Source organism: Enterobacter sp. K16B (assembly GCF_020216105.1).
GTDB lineage: Bacteria > Pseudomonadota > Gammaproteobacteria > Enterobacterales > Enterobacteriaceae > Enterobacter > Enterobacter sichuanensis.
On record NZ_JAIWJZ010000122.1, the window covers coordinates 21,333 to 35,750 of the forward strand.

Consider the following 14,418-nt stretch of genomic DNA (forward strand, 5'->3'; position numbering starts at 1 on the left):
TGGCGGGTGGCGCTTCGCTTGCCTGCCCTACGGATTGTAGGCCCGGTAAGCGCAGCGCCACCGGGCAAAACAACTCACTCGATCTGTTTCCCTTCCATCAGTCGCTGTACCAGCGGCGTCATGATGAGCTCCATTGCCAGTCCCATTTTTCCGCCCGGCACCACTAATGTATTCATGTGAGAAATGAACGAGCCCTGCAGCATCGCCAGCAGCCACGGATAATCAATGCCTTCGAGATTGCGGAAATGAATCACCACAAAGCTCTCATCCAGCGACGGGATACTTTTGGCGGCAAACGGGTTGGAGGTGTCCACCGTCGGCACGCGCTGGAAGTTGATATGGGTGCGGGAAAACTGCGGCGTCAGGTAGTTGATGTAATCTTCCATGGAGCGCACCACCGAATCCATCACTGCCTCGCGCGAGTGGCCGCGCTCGCTCATGTCGCGCGTCAGCTTCTGGATCCACTCCAGGTTAACAATAGGCACCACGCCGACCAGCAGATCCACGTGGCGCGCCACGTCGTGCTGCGGCGTGACCACGCCGCCGTGTAATCCTTCGTAGAACAGGACGTCGGTAGGTTCCGGCAGCGGCTGCCAGGGAGTAAAGGTGCCCGGCACCTGATTCCAGGGAACGGCTTCATCATAGGTATGCAGATACTTGCGGGACTGCCCTTTGCCGCTCTGTCCGTACTCAATAAAGGTTTGCTCCAGCAGGCCGAAGTCATTGGCCTCCGGGCCGAAGTAACTGATGTGTTTACCCAGATCGCGCGCTTTACGGATGGCCATATCCATCTCCGGACGCGTGTAGCGGTGAAAGCTGTCACCTTCGACCTCCGCCGCACGGAGATTCAGCTGGGCGAAAATCTTGCGAAAGGCGAGGCTGGTGGTGGTGGTTCCCGCACCACTCGACCCCGTAACGGCAATAATCGGATGTCTGGCAGACATAACAACTCCCTGACTGAAAAGGGTGGAAGATCAGCCGTGAAACGCGTTGCGGGGCATGATATTGACCGTCTCATGCAGTTCTGACCACACCAGCACCACGTCGCCGCTTTTCAGCTGGCGCTTTACATCGTTGACCTTTTGCTCAAGCGAGCGTTCATGTTCACCATAATCGGTGCCTTCGCGCAATACAAAGCTTTCAATCAGATTGTCGAGCGTTTCGGGAGCCAGATCCTGCCAGGGAATAATCATTTTGCACCGTCCAGATAAGGGGTTAGCCAGTCAGGGATACGCGTCTCAAGCCACATTTTCGGGCGGCGCAGCGTGCCACCGATAAACCCGACGTGGCCGCCATGCTCGGTCAACTGATAGTGAACGTTGTCGGGCAGAAACTCCTGTGCGGGGATCGAGTGGTGATCCATAAAGGGGTCATCTTTGGCATGAATGATCAGCGTCGGTTGCGTGATCTTGCTGAGCAGCGGCATGGCGCTGCACTGACGATAGTAATCAATCGCATCGGCGAAGCCGTGAATTTTGGCGGTGATCAGATCGTCGAACTCGCGAATTCGGCGCACCTTTTTCAGCTGGCGCAGGCTGACCGGCAGCGTATCCGGGTAAGCCTTCAGCTTACGCGCCGCGTTGGCTTTCAGCAGGTTGAGCAGATAGCGCTGATAGACGCGGGAAAAGCCTTTATCCATATGGTAGCTGCACTGCTCCAGCATAAACGGGGCGGAGACAATGACGGCCGCGTTCAGCGGTACGCTTTCGCCCTCTTTGGCCAGCAGACAGGCCAGCATATTGCCGCCCAGCGAGTAGCCCACGGCGGCGGTTGGCACGTTGCCGAAATTATCCCGCAGCCAGTGCAAAAACCACGTACCGTCTTCGGTTTCACCCGAGTGATAAATGCGTTTCTGACGATTGGGTTCGCCGCTACAGCCGCGAAAATGCATCACCACGCCGAGCCAGCCGCGCGCTTTTGCCGCCTCAATTAACCCATGCGCATAAGGGCTGTGCAGACTGCCTTCCAGACCGTGAAAGACCACCAGGCGCGGCTTATGGCGGGCCTGCTCAGGTGCTTCGCTCCAGGCGAGATCCAGAAAGTCACCGTCCGGCAGGTCAAGCCGTTGCCAGTGCGGGGTGAACTGAACCTTGCGGCGGATCAGTCGCGGCAGCATGGTCTGCAAATGGCGATTGGCCACGCCGCGCATAGGCACGAACTCAGTGCTGTCTTCGGCCGCAATGTCGAAGTCTGATGGAATGATTTGGGTCATAAGCGCGATGCTGATTCTTGTCGGAAATTTACGATACTTTCCGAATTGTACCCCGTTTAGCCAGGATTTCCGAACCAGGGACGGATCCTGTTCGCAAAACGGGGCAAATACTCAGTCGGCCTGCAGCATCGCTTCCAGCTGTTCCTGGGCGTCGAGCCAGGCCATCTCACACTCTTCGAGGTTCGATTTGGTCTTCGCCTGGGTTTGCAGGCAGTCCGTCAGCTCCGCTTTACGGCTCTGGTCGTAAAGACTGCTGTCGCCGAGCTTCTCTTCAACGGCAGCAAGCGTGGCGTTGAGCTTTTCCATCTCTTTTTCGAGACGGGCAATCTCTTTACGCAGCGGTTGCGTCTGGGTGCGCAGCTCCGCTTCACGGCGTTTCTGGTCTTTACGCGCCTGGGCGCTGTTGGCGTTCTCTTTCGTTGGCTCTTCCGGCTGGTTTTCCTGCTTCTGCACGTCCGTCAGCCACTGCTGGTAGTCTTCCAGATCGCCGTCGAACGGCTCGACTTTGCCGTCGTGCACTAAGTAGAGATCGTCCGTGGTGGAGCGGATCAGGTGGCGGTCATGCGAAACCACAACCAGTGCGCCTTCGAACTCAATCAGCGCTTCGGTCAGCGCCTGACGCATGTCGAGATCGAGGTGGTTGGTCGGTTCATCGAGCAGCAGCAGGTTCGGGCGCTGCCAGACGATCAGCGCCAGCACCAGACGAGCTTTTTCGCCGCCGGAGAAACGTTCGGTGTTTTCGGTGACCTTATCGCCCTGGAAGCCGAAGCCGCCGAGATAGTCACGCAGCTTCTGTTCCATCTCCTGCGGCGCCAGACGCGCCAGGTGCTGGATCGGGGATTCATCCGCGCGTAAAAATTCCAGCTGATGCTGGGCGAAGTAGCCAAGCTTGATGCCCTTCGCCAGCCCGATTTCGCCGCTGACCGGGTTAAGTTCGCCCGCCAGCAGTTTGATCAGCGTGGATTTACCGGCACCGTTGCGTCCCAGCAGACCAATACGTGAACCCGGCACCAGGTTGAGCTTGATGGAGTCGAGAATTGTACGATCGCCGTATCCGGCGCTCACCTTCTCCATCTTCAGCAGCGGGTTTGGCAGGCTTTCCGGCGCGCGGAAGCTGAAGTGGAACGGGTTGTCCACGTGCGCCGGGGCAATCATCTCCATGCGTTCCAGCATCTTGATGCGGCTCTGGGCCTGCTTCGCTTTAGACGCTTTGGCCTTGAAGCGATCCACAAAGCTCTGCAGGTGCGCGACGCGCTGCTGCTGGCTTTCGTACATGGACTGCTGCTGGGCAAGACGCGTCGCGCGCTGGCGCTCGAAGGAGCTGTAGTTACCGGTGTACTCGAACATCGTTTGCTGTTCGATGTGAATGATTTTATCCACCACCGGGTCGAGGAAGTCGCGGTCGTGGGAGATCAGAATCAGAGTGCCCTGATAGCTCTTAAGCCACTTCTCCAGCCAAATAACCGCATCGAGATCGAGGTGGTTGGTCGGTTCATCGAGCAGCAGCAGATCAGAGCGACAGATCAGCGCCTGCGCCAGGTTGAGGCGCATACGCCAGCCGCCGGAGAAGTCGCTGACCGGGCGTTCCAGCTGTTCATTGCTGAAGCCCAGGCCGTGCAGCAGGCTGGAGGCGCGGGAGCGAATGGTCCACGCGTCACTGGCGTCCAGCTTGCCGTGAACGGTGGCGATGGCGTGGCCGTCGTTGCGCTCGTTAGCGGCGTTGAGTTCCGCCTCGAGTTTACGGTATTCACGGTCCCCGTCGATAACATAGTCGAGTGCCGGTTCGCTGAGGGCGGGCGTCTCCTGGTTCACCCAGGCGAGCTGCCAGTTCCCCGGGAAGGTAAAGTTACCGCCATCCGCGCTAATCTCGTTTTTCAGCAGCGCCAGCAGCGTGGATTTACCACAACCGTTTTTGCCGACCAGACCCACTTTTTGGCCCGGGTTGATGGTAGCAGTGGCGTTATCCAGCAGGACGCGCACACCGCGACGAATTTGTAACGAGGAGAAAACAATCATAGAAGCGCCGTATGTTCCGACTATGTTAATTTGTCATTATGATAATGTAAGGTGTGGGCCATTTTCCGCACCGGGCCGCCATGGTAGCCCAAAACAACGACGATACACAAAAACAGAAACAAGACCGGGAGGGGAATGATGTCTCAGACAGCAAAAGTGCTGCTGCTGTATGCCCATCCGGAATCTCAGGACTCGGTGGCGAACCGGGTTCTGCTTAAGCCGGCTACTCAGCTCAGCAACGTGACGGTGCACGATCTCTACGCGCACTATCCTGATTTCTTTATTGATATTCCTTATGAGCAGGAACTGCTGCGTCAGCATGACGTGATTGTGTTCCAGCATCCGCTTTATACCTACAGCTGTCCGGCGCTGCTCAAAGAGTGGCTGGACCGCGTGCTGAGCCGGGGCTTCTCCAGCGGGGTGGGGGGCAACCAACTGGCGGGAAAGTACTGGCGTAGTGTAATCACCACCGGTGAGCCAGAAAGTGCTTACCGCCACGACGGGCTGAACCGCTATCCGATGAGCGACATCCTGCGGCCTTTCGAGCTGACGGCGGCAATGTGCCGTATGCACTGGATGAGCCCGATTATTGTCTACTGGGCGCGGCGTCAGGATCCCAAAGAGCTGGCGAGCCACGCCCGAGCCTATGGTGAATGGCTGGCGTCACCGATTCCGGCAGGAGGTCGTTAATGGAAGGATCGAATTTGCTCCTCGCCGGGGTGCTGTTTTTATTTGCGGCCGTTGTCGCGGTGCCGTTTGCTGCACGGATTGGAATTGGGGCGGTGCTGGGGTATTTGCTGGCGGGGATCGCGATTGGCCCCTGGGGGCTGGGATTCATCAGCGATGTGGATGAAATACTCCACTTCTCCGAGCTGGGCGTGGTGTTCCTGATGTTCATCATCGGCCTGGAGCTGAATCCTTCTAAATTATGGCAGCTCCGACGCTCTATCTTTGGCGTGGGTGCCGCGCAGGTGTTGTTCAGCGCCGCCATTTTGGGCGGCCTGTTAATGCTGACGGACTTTTCCTGGCAGGCGGCGGTGATAGGCGGAATAGGCCTTGCGATGTCGTCGACGGCGATGGCCCTGCAGCTGATGCGCGACAAAGGGATGAACCGCAACGAAGCCGGTCAGCTGGGCTTTTCGGTGCTGCTGTTCCAGGATTTAGCGGTGATCCCGGCGCTGGCGCTGGTGCCGCTGCTGGCCGGTTCCGGCGACGATCATTTTGACTGGGCGAAAATTGCCATGAAGGTGCTGGCCTTTGCGGGCATGCTGATTGGCGGACGTTTCCTGTTACGTCCCGTGTTCCGTTTTATTGCCGCCTCGGGCGTACGCGAAGTCTTTACCGCCGCGACGCTGCTGCTGGTGCTGGGATCGGCGTTGTTTATGGACGCGCTGGGGCTATCGATGGCGCTCGGGACCTTTATCGCCGGGGTGTTGCTGGCGGAGAGCGAATATCGCCACGGGCTGGAAATTGCTATCGATCCCTTTAAAGGGTTGCTGTTGGGGCTGTTCTTTATTTCGGTGGGGATGGCGCTCAATCTCGGCGTGCTCTATACCCATCTGCTGTGGGTTGTGGTCAGCGTTGCCATTCTGGTGGCGGTAAAAACACTGGTGCTGTACATCATGGCTCGCATTTACGGCTTACGCAGTTCGGAGCGTATGCAGTTTGCCAGCGTGTTAAGCCAGGGAGGCGAGTTCGCGTTTGTGCTCTTCTCCACCGCCTCCTCCCAGAAGCTTTTTAAAGACGATCAGATGGCGCTTTTGCTGGTGACGGTTACGCTGTCGATGATGACCACGCCGCTGCTGATGAAGCTGGTGGATAAACTTCTGTCGCGCCGCTTAAACCCGTCTGACGATGAAGATGAAGCCCCGTGGGTGGAAGACGACAAGCCGCAGGTGATTGTGGTGGGCTTTGGCCGCTTCGGACAGGTTATCGGACGTTTGCTGATGGCGAACAAGATGCGCATTACCGTGCTGGAGCGCGATATCAGCGCGGTCAACCTGATGCGCAAATATGGCTATAAGGTTTATTACGGCGACGCGACTCAGCTCGAGCTGTTGCGCTCTGCTGGCGCAGAGGCCGCCGAGTCCATTGTGATTACCTGCAACGATCCAGAAGACACGATGAAGCTGGTGGAGCTCTGTCAGCAGCATTTTCCGCATCTGCACATTCTGGCGCGTGCGCGTGGACGTGTTGAAGCTCACGAATTGTTGCAGGCGGGTGTGAAACACTTCTCTCGTGAAACGTTTTCCAGTGCGCTGGAGTTGGGTCGCAAAGCGTTAATCTCGCTGGGGATGCATCCTCACCAGGCGCAACGCGCCCAGATGCATTTCCGCCGTCTGGATATGCGAATGTTACGCGAGCTGATGCCGGTGCATACCGATACGGCGCAGATCTCTCGCGTGCGGGAAGCGCGTCGCGAACTGGAGGAGATCTTCCAGCGCGAGATGCAACAGGAACGACGCCAGCTTGATGGCTGGGATGAATTTGAATAAAGGGTAACGAAAGATGGCTGTACGTAAACGCTTTATTGCGGGTGCAAAATGTCCCTCCTGCCAGGCGCAAGATACCCTGGCGATGTGGCGGGAGAATAATATTGATGTTGTTGAGTGTGTTAAGTGCGGTCACCAGATGCGAGAAGCTGATAAAGAGGCCCGCGATCATGTGCGCAAAGAAGAGCAAGTTATCGGGATTTTTCATCCGGACTAGCGATATGCCCTGAGTTTTTTTAAGCTAAAGGGTACACGGGTGCAGATTTCCGCTACAATCTGCGCCAGTAATTTTCCCACGCTCAGGAGATATCATGAAAGTAGCAAAAGACCTGGTGGTCAGCCTGGCCTATCAGGTACGTACAGAAGACGGTGTGTTGGTTGATGAGTCTCCGGTGAGTGCGCCGCTTGACTACCTGCATGGTCACGGTTCCCTGATTTCTGGCCTGGAAAACGCGCTGGAAGGTCATGAAGTTGGCGACAAATTTGACGTTGCTGTAGGCGCGAACGACGCTTACGGTCAGTATGACGACAACCTGGTTCAGCGCGTGCCTAAAGACGTGTTCATGGGCGTTGACGAGCTGCAGGTTGGCATGCGTTTCCTGGCTGAAACCGACCAGGGGCCGGTTCCTGTTGAAATCACCGAAGTGGAAGACGACCACGTTGTGGTTGACGGCAACCACATGCTGGCTGGCCAGAACCTGAAGTTCAACGTTGAAGTTGTCGCTATCCGTGAAGCAACCGAAGAAGAGCTGGCTCATGGCCACGTTCACGGTGCGCACGGTCACGACCATGACCACGATCACGGCCACGATGGCTGCTGCGGTGGCCACGGCCATGACCATGGTCACGACCACGGTCACGGTAAAGGTGGTTGCGGTAACGGCGGCTGCGGTTGCCACTAAGACCTGTCGGTTGACATGCTGGCCCGGTAAGCTTCGCGACACCGGGCACAAAAAAGCGGGAGAATCCCGCTTTTTTTTATGCCTCAATAATGAGGAGGTGGCGTCTCTTCTGACTGAGAGGCAATGTTCGACGGCTGGGTGGCCTTCAGCTTTTCCGTCAGCAGGCGCATATGATCCCGCAGTTTCGCCATTTCGAGCTCATGTGCGGTCACGGTCTGGTTTAGTTCTTCGATGGTGATGTCCTGAAAAGCCAGGCGGCTTTCCAGCTCAGCCATTCTCGCTTCTAATGCTGTATCCTTCATCATTCACCTCGTTTATTTCAGATTCGCCATAATGGCCCCGCGGCGGCGCAGTTTAACTGAGTTTATCCTTAAGTACAGTCTGCATCCCCCTGGCAAGAAACTTATTTAAACAAAAATAGTCTGAAAAGTGGCGAGAATTGGAAGTGTCTGTCTGTAGATTTCTTCCGCAACGTTTTATAGTACGTCACTCATTTTACGTTTAATGCTGGGGTGAGAGTCCCCAGGCCCTGGAGATATGGATGAAATCACTGTTTAAAGTAACGCTGCTGGCAACGACAATGGCTGTTGCGCTGAACGCGCCGCTGTCATTCGCGGCTGACACTGCTGCGAAGCCTGCTGCCACGGCAGACAGCAAAGCGGCGTTCAAAAATGACGACCAGAAATCCGCCTACGCACTGGGCGCATCTCTGGGCCGTTACATGGAAAACTCTCTGAAAGAACAAGAGAAACTGGGCATCAAACTGGATAAAGCCCAGCTGATCGCCGGCGTTCAGGACGCCTTTGCTGATAAGAGCAAGCTCTCTGACCAGGAAATCGAACAGACTCTGCAGGCGTTTGAAGCGCGTGTGAAAGGTGCCGCTCAGACTAAGATGGAAGCGGACGCGAAAGACAACGAAGCAAAAGGCAAAGCCTACCGCGATACCTTTGCTAAAGAGAAAGGTGTGAAAACCTCGTCTACTGGCCTGGTGTACAAAGTTGAGAAAGAAGGCACCGGCGATGCGCCTAAAGACAGCGACACTGTTGTCGTGAACTACAAAGGTACGCTGATCGACGGTAAAGAGTTCGATAACTCTTATACCCGTGGTGAGCCACTCTCTTTCCGTCTGGATGGTGTGATCCCTGGCTGGACTGAAGGCCTGAAAAACATCAAGAAAGGCGGCAAAATCAAGCTGGTTATCCCACCGGATCTGGCGTATGGCAAAACCGGCGTTCCGGGTATCCCTGCCAACTCTACGCTGGTCTTTGACGTAGAGCTGCTGGACATCAAACCGGCACCGAAAGCGGATGCGAAGGCAGACGCGCCGGCTGAAGAAAAAGCAGCGACAGACGCTAAGAAGTAATGTGACAAAAACCGCCGCCTTTCAGGCGGCGGTTTTTTTATTGTGGGGCAGATATAATTAACACTGGAAAGCGCTATACACGCTGTATTAATTTAGTTGTCCGTGTAGATAATGAGCCTGCCCTGAAAACCGAATGACAGGCTCCTGAAAAGGAGTGTTTTTTTCATGTCCAGGTCGCTTTTAACCAACGAAACCAGTGAACTTGATTTGCTGGATCAACGTCCTTTTGACCAGACCGACTTCGATATTCTGAAATCCTATGAAGCGGTGGTGGACGGGTTAGCGATGCTCATTGGCTCCCACTGCGAAATCGTATTGCACTCCCTGCAAGATCTGAAGTGTTCCGCTATCCGCATTGCGAATGGTGAGCATACTGGCCGTAAAATTGGTTCGCCAATCACCGACCTTGCATTGCGTATGTTGCATGACATGACCGGCGCGGACAGCAGCGTCTCCAAATGCTATTTCACCCGCGCCAAAAGCGGCGTGCTGATGAAATCAGAAACTATCGCGATTCGAAACCGCGAGCATCGTGTGATTGGGCTGCTGTGCATCAACATGAACCTTGATGTGCCATTCTCGCAAATCATGAGCACCTTTATTCCACCTGAAACGCCGGATGTTGGCTCATCGGTTAACTTTGCCTCCTCCGTCGAAGATCTGGTCACGCAGACGCTTGAGTTTACGATTGAAGAGGTGAATGCCGATCGCAACGTCTCGAACAACGCCAAGAATCGCCAGATCGTGCTTAATCTCTACGAGAAAGGGATTTTTGATATCAAAGACGCCATCAACCAGGTGGCCGATCGTCTGAACATCTCCAAGCACACCGTCTATCTCTACATCCGCCAGTTCAAAAGCGGTGATTTCCTGGGACAAGACAAGTAATGCGTTTTGCGTTAATGGTGACAGGCCCGGCGTACGGTACACAGCAGGCCAGCAGCGCGCTGCAGTTTGCGCATGCGCTTCTGGCGGCCGGGCATGAGCTGGCGAGCGTCTTCTTCTATCGGGAAGGGGTGTATAACGCGAACCAGTTTACGTCGCCGGCGAGCGACGAGTTTGATCTGGTACGTGCCTGGCAGGCCTTAAACGAAAAGCAGGGCGTTGCACTGCATATCTGCGTCGCGGCGGCGCTGCGTCGCGGTGTCGCTGATGCAACTGAAGCCGGGCGTCTTGGTTTAGCAGGCGCTAACCTGCAGCCCGGTTTTTCGTTGAGTGGTCTCGGGGCACTGGCCCAGGCGGCGTTAACCTGCGACAGAGTGGTGCAGTTCTGATGAAGCGTGTCGCGTTTGTTTTTACCTCGGCACCGCACGGCAATGCATCCGGCAGAGAAGGGCTGGATGCGCTGCTCGCGACTTCCGCGTTGACTGAAGATATCGGCGTCTTCTTTTTGGGGGACGGGGTGTTTCAGCTTCTGGCGGGTCAGCAGCCACAGGCCATTCTGGCGCGGGATTATATCGCCACCTTCAAAGTGTTACCGCTGTACGACATTGAAACGTTGTATGTCTGCGCCGATTCGCTGGCAGCGCGCGGATTGAATGACAAGACGCCCCTGGTGCTGGATGCGACGCGCTTGCCCTCCGCTGCCCTGCGCGAGCAACTCTCGCATTACGACACTATTCTGACTTTCTGAGGCTGCCATGCTCCATACCCTGAGCCGCTCACCGTGGCAATGTGATATCGACACGCTCGTGAGTATGCTGCGCGAAGGCGATGATCTGCTGCTGATTCAGGATGGCGTGCTTGCTGCGCTGGACGGCAGCCGTTTCGTTGAAATCCTCACAAATGCCCCCATAACGGTCTCTGCGCTGAAGGAGGATCTGGATGCGCGGGGTCTTTCTGGTCAAATTTCAGCCAAAATTGACGTGGTTGGCTATACTGATTTCGTCAATCTTACTGTGACGCACGCCAGTCAAATGAACTGGTGATTTGAGATCGCTGTATATTTCTTGACACCTTTTCGACGTAGCCCTAAAATTTCGCGTCCTCATATTGTATGAGGTCGTTTTATTACGTGTTTACGAAGCAAAAGCTAAAACCAGGAGCTATTTAATGGCAACAGTTAACCAGCTGGTACGCAAACCACGTGCACGCAAAGTTGCAAAGAGCAACGTGCCTGCGCTGGAAGCCTGCCCGCAGAAACGTGGTGTATGTACTCGTGTATATACCACCACTCCTAAAAAACCAAACTCCGCACTGCGTAAAGTATGCCGTGTGCGTTTGACTAACGGTTTCGAAGTGACTTCCTACATCGGTGGTGAAGGTCACAACCTGCAGGAGCACTCCGTGATCCTGATCCGTGGCGGTCGTGTTAAAGACCTTCCGGGTGTTCGTTACCACACCGTTCGTGGTGCGCTGGACTGCTCAGGTGTTAAAGACCGTAAGCAGGCTCGCTCCAAGTACGGCGTGAAGCGTCCTAAGGCTTAATGGTTCTCCGTTAAGTAAGGCCAAACTGATTTATCTTAATGTCAAACTAAACTCGTAGAGTTTTGGACAATCCTGAATTAACAACGGAGTATTCCCATGCCACGTCGTCGCGTCATTGGTCAGCGTAAAATTCTTCCAGATCCGAAATTCGGATCAGAACTGCTGGCAAAATTTGTAAATATCCTGATGGTAGATGGTAAAAAATCTACTGCAGAAGCAATCGTATACAGCGCGCTGGAGACCCTGGCTCAGCGCTCTGGTAAAAATGAACTGGAAGCTTTCGAAGTCGCTCTCGACAACGTGCGCCCGACTGTAGAAGTTAAGTCTCGCCGCGTTGGTGGTTCTACTTATCAGGTTCCAGTTGAAGTTCGTCCGGTTCGTCGTAATGCTCTGGCAATGCGTTGGATCGTTGAAGCTGCTCGTAAACGCGGTGATAAATCCATGGCTCTGCGTCTGGCGAACGAACTTTCTGATGCTGCAGACAACAAAGGTACTGCAGTTAAGAAACGTGAAGACGTTCACCGTATGGCAGAAGCCAACAAGGCGTTCGCACACTACCGTTGGTAATCCCTTCGGAGTATTAGTCACCAGGCGGGCGCTTCAGAGAAGCCGCCCGCTCTGGGTAACTTAACTGAACGTCTAAAGATATAAACGAGGAATCAAATGGCTCGTACAACACCCATCGCACGCTACCGTAACATCGGTATCAGTGCGCACATCGACGCCGGTAAAACCACTACTACCGAACGTATTCTGTTCTACACCGGTGTAAACCACAAAATCGGTGAAGTTCATGACGGCGCAGCCACCATGGACTGGATGGAACAGGAGCAGGAGCGTGGTATCACTATCACCTCCGCAGCGACTACTGCATTCTGGTCAGGTATGGCTAAGCAGTACGAACCGCATCGCGTAAACATCATCGACACCCCAGGGCACGTTGACTTCACCATCGAAGTAGAACGTTCCATGCGTGTTCTTGACGGCGCGGTAATGGTTTATTGCGCAGTTGGTGGTGTTCAGCCACAGTCTGAAACCGTATGGCGTCAGGCGAACAAATATAAAGTTCCACGCATCGCGTTCGTTAACAAAATGGACCGTATGGGTGCTAACTTCCTGAAAGTTGTTGGCCAGATCAAAACCCGTCTGGGCGCGAACCCTGTTCCGCTGCAGCTGGCAATTGGTGCTGAAGAAGGCTTCACCGGTGTTATCGACCTGGTGAAAATGAAAGCCATCAACTGGAACGATGCAGACCAGGGCGTTACCTTCGAATACGAAGATATCCCAGCTGCAATGCAGGACCTGGCTGACGAATGGCACCAGAACCTGATCGAATCCGCTGCTGAAGCTTCTGAAGAGCTGATGGAGAAATACCTGGGTGGTGAAGAACTGACTGAAGAAGAGATCAAAAAAGCTCTGCGTCAGCGCGTTCTGAACAACGAAATCATCCTGGTAACCTGTGGTTCTGCGTTCAAGAACAAAGGTGTTCAGGCGATGCTGGATGCGGTAGTTGACTACCTGCCATCCCCGGTTGACGTTCCTGCGATCAACGGCATCCTGGACGACGGTAAAGATACTCCGGCTGAGCGTCACGCAAGCGACGAAGAGCCATTCTCTGCACTGGCGTTCAAAATTGCTACCGACCCATTCGTGGGTAACCTGACCTTCTTCCGCGTATACTCTGGTGTGGTTAACTCCGGTGACACCATCCTGAACTCCGTGAAAGCTGCGCGTGAACGTTTTGGCCGTATCGTACAGATGCACGCTAACAAACGTGAAGAGATCAAAGAAGTTCGTGCGGGCGACATCGCTGCAGCTATCGGTCTGAAAGACGTGACCACTGGTGACACCCTGTGTGACCCGGATCACCCAATCATTCTGGAGCGTATGGAATTCCCAGAGCCGGTAATCTCCATCGCAGTTGAACCAAAAACCAAAGCTGACCAGGAAAAAATGGGTCTGGCTCTGGGCCGTCTGGCGAAAGAAGACCCATCATTCCGCGTATGGACTGATGAAGAATCTAACCAGACCATCATCGCTGGTATGGGTGAACTGCACCTGGACATCATCGTTGACCGTATGAAGCGTGAATTCAACGTTGAAGCGAACGTGGGTAAACCTCAGGTTGCTTACCGCGAAGCGATTCGCGCGAAAGTTACCGATATCGAAGGTAAACACGCTAAGCAGTCTGGTGGTCGCGGTCAGTACGGTCACGTTGTGATCGACATGTACCCACTGGAGCCGGGCTCTAACCCGAAAGGTTACGAGTTCATCAACGACATCAAAGGTGGTGTAATTCCTGGCGAATACATCCCAGCCGTTGATAAAGGCATCCAGGAACAGCTGAAAGCGGGCCCTCTGGCTGGCTATCCGGTTGTTGACATGGGTATCCGTCTGCACTTCGGTTCTTACCACGACGTTGACTCCTCTGAACTGGCGTTTAAACTGGCTGCGTCTATTGCCTTTAAAGAAGGCTTTAAGAAAGCAAAACCAGTTCTGCTTGAGCCAATCATGAAGGTTGAAGTAGAAACTCCTGAAGAGAACACCGGTGACGTTATCGGTGACTTGAGCCGTCGTCGCGGTATGCTGCGTGGTCAGGAATCCGAAGTGACTGGCGTTAAGATCCACGCTGAAGTTCCGCTGTCTGAAATGTTCGGATATGCAACTCAGCTGCGTTCTCTGACCAAAGGTCGTGCATCATACACCATGGAATTCCTGAAGTATGATGATGCGCCTAACAACGTTGCTCAGGCCGTTATTGAAGCCCGTGGTAAGTAATCCACAGGATTAAAACCTAAGTCCCGTGCTCTCTCCCAAGGGGAGAGCACTATAGTAAGGAATATAGCCGTGTCTAAAGAAAAATTTGAACGTACAAAACCGCACGTCAACGTTGGTACTATCGGCCACGTTGACCATGGTAAAACTACCCTGACTGCTGCAATCACTACCGTTCTGGCTAAAACCTACGGTGGTTCTGCTCGTGCATTCGACCAGATCGATAACGCA

The 14,418-nt window shown here is 54.6% G+C and carries 18 protein-coding genes; 13 read left to right on the top strand and 5 right to left on the bottom strand.

Annotated elements, in window-relative coordinates; genetic code table 11:
• Window positions 1-74: 74 nt before the first annotated feature.
• From LDK53_RS19495 to LDK53_RS19510, 4 genes are all read right to left on the bottom strand, one after another.
• Entirely contained in the window at window positions 75-944 is an 870-nt protein-coding gene (locus LDK53_RS19495; protein WP_045285964.1) for a phosphoribulokinase, read from the bottom strand.
• 30 nt (window positions 945-974) lie between these two features.
• The gene (locus LDK53_RS19500) at window positions 975-1,193 is read right to left on the bottom strand and encodes a YheU family protein (RefSeq protein ID WP_013099053.1); all 219 of its coding nucleotides are present in this window, start codon (window positions 1,191-1,193) and stop codon (window positions 975-977) included.
• On the bottom strand, window positions 1,190-2,212 hold the full coding sequence (locus tag LDK53_RS19505) for a hydrolase (protein ID WP_045285963.1): 1,023 nt from the start codon (window positions 2,210-2,212) through the stop codon (window positions 1,190-1,192). The genes LDK53_RS19500 and LDK53_RS19505 overlap by 4 nt, the downstream gene beginning before the upstream one ends.
• A 111-nt stretch (window positions 2,213-2,323) precedes the next feature.
• Window positions 2,324-4,228 carry an ABC transporter ATP-binding protein gene (locus tag LDK53_RS19510; protein WP_225287849.1) on the bottom strand — a complete coding sequence of 635 codons (1,905 nt, stop codon included), beginning with the start codon at window positions 4,226-4,228 and terminating at the stop codon, window positions 2,324-2,326.
• Between the two features lie 135 nt (window positions 4,229-4,363).
• On the opposite strand from LDK53_RS19510, the gene kefG reads away from it, so the two are divergent.
• From kefG to slyD, 4 genes are all read left to right on the top strand, one after another.
• Window positions 4,364-4,918, top strand: a complete 555-nt coding sequence (kefG, locus tag LDK53_RS19515; RefSeq protein ID WP_021242220.1) for a glutathione-regulated potassium-efflux system ancillary protein KefG — start codon at window positions 4,364-4,366, stop codon at window positions 4,916-4,918.
• Complete coding sequence (gene kefB / locus LDK53_RS19520) at window positions 4,918-6,723, top strand: glutathione-regulated potassium-efflux system protein KefB (RefSeq protein WP_225287850.1); 1,806 nt, start codon at window positions 4,918-4,920, stop codon at window positions 6,721-6,723. The genes kefG and kefB overlap by 1 nt, the downstream gene beginning before the upstream one ends.
• A 13-nt stretch (window positions 6,724-6,736) precedes the next feature.
• A complete protein-coding gene (locus LDK53_RS19525) occupies window positions 6,737-6,937 on the top strand; it encodes a YheV family putative zinc ribbon protein (protein ID WP_013099038.1) in 201 nt (66 codons plus the stop codon).
• 94 nt (window positions 6,938-7,031) lie between these two features.
• Entirely contained in the window at window positions 7,032-7,622 is a 591-nt protein-coding gene (slyD, locus tag LDK53_RS19530) for a peptidylprolyl isomerase (RefSeq protein ID WP_008503010.1), read from the top strand.
• 83 nt (window positions 7,623-7,705) lie between these two features.
• Here the strand turns inward: slyD and LDK53_RS19535 are convergent, their stop codons facing one another.
• On the bottom strand, window positions 7,706-7,924 hold the full coding sequence (locus tag LDK53_RS19535; protein ID WP_024907948.1) for a protein SlyX: 219 nt from the start codon (window positions 7,922-7,924) through the stop codon (window positions 7,706-7,708).
• Window positions 7,925-8,163: 239 nt separating this feature from the next.
• On the opposite strand from LDK53_RS19535, the gene fkpA reads away from it, so the two are divergent.
• The 9 genes from fkpA to LDK53_RS19580 form a co-directional block, all read left to right on the top strand.
• The gene (gene fkpA / locus LDK53_RS19540) at window positions 8,164-8,985 is read left to right on the top strand and encodes an FKBP-type peptidyl-prolyl cis-trans isomerase (protein ID WP_025758059.1); all 822 of its coding nucleotides are present in this window, start codon (window positions 8,164-8,166) and stop codon (window positions 8,983-8,985) included.
• Between the two features lie 165 nt (window positions 8,986-9,150).
• On the top strand, window positions 9,151-9,873 hold the full coding sequence (locus tag LDK53_RS19545) for a transcriptional regulator (RefSeq protein ID WP_003861697.1): 723 nt from the start codon (window positions 9,151-9,153) through the stop codon (window positions 9,871-9,873).
• Window positions 9,873-10,259, top strand: a complete 387-nt coding sequence (gene tusD / locus LDK53_RS19550) for a sulfurtransferase complex subunit TusD (protein ID WP_025758057.1) — start codon at window positions 9,873-9,875, stop codon at window positions 10,257-10,259. The genes LDK53_RS19545 and tusD overlap by 1 nt, the downstream gene beginning before the upstream one ends.
• Entirely contained in the window at window positions 10,259-10,618 is a 360-nt protein-coding gene (gene tusC / locus LDK53_RS19555; protein ID WP_128340193.1) for a sulfurtransferase complex subunit TusC, read from the top strand. Before tusD ends, tusC begins: the two co-directional genes overlap by 1 nt.
• Window positions 10,619-10,625: 7 nt before the next feature.
• Window positions 10,626-10,913 (top strand): sulfurtransferase complex subunit TusB, encoded by a 288-nt coding sequence (gene tusB, locus LDK53_RS19560; RefSeq protein ID WP_025758055.1) that lies wholly within the window; start codon window positions 10,626-10,628, stop codon window positions 10,911-10,913.
• 124 nt (window positions 10,914-11,037) lie between these two features.
• Window positions 11,038-11,412 carry a 30S ribosomal protein S12 gene (rpsL, locus tag LDK53_RS19565; RefSeq protein WP_000246815.1) on the top strand — a complete coding sequence of 125 codons (375 nt, stop codon included), beginning with the start codon at window positions 11,038-11,040 and terminating at the stop codon, window positions 11,410-11,412.
• Between the two features lie 96 nt (window positions 11,413-11,508).
• Window positions 11,509-11,979, top strand: a complete 471-nt coding sequence (gene rpsG / locus LDK53_RS19570) for a 30S ribosomal protein S7 (RefSeq protein WP_004106370.1) — start codon at window positions 11,509-11,511, stop codon at window positions 11,977-11,979.
• A 96-nt stretch (window positions 11,980-12,075) separates the two neighbouring features.
• On the top strand, window positions 12,076-14,190 hold the full coding sequence (fusA, locus tag LDK53_RS19575) for an elongation factor G (protein ID WP_021242224.1): 2,115 nt from the start codon (window positions 12,076-12,078) through the stop codon (window positions 14,188-14,190).
• A gap of 69 nt (window positions 14,191-14,259) precedes the next feature.
• A partial coding sequence (locus tag LDK53_RS19580; protein ID WP_227507214.1) for a GTP-binding protein occupies window positions 14,260-14,418 on the top strand: 159 nt, incomplete at its 3' end.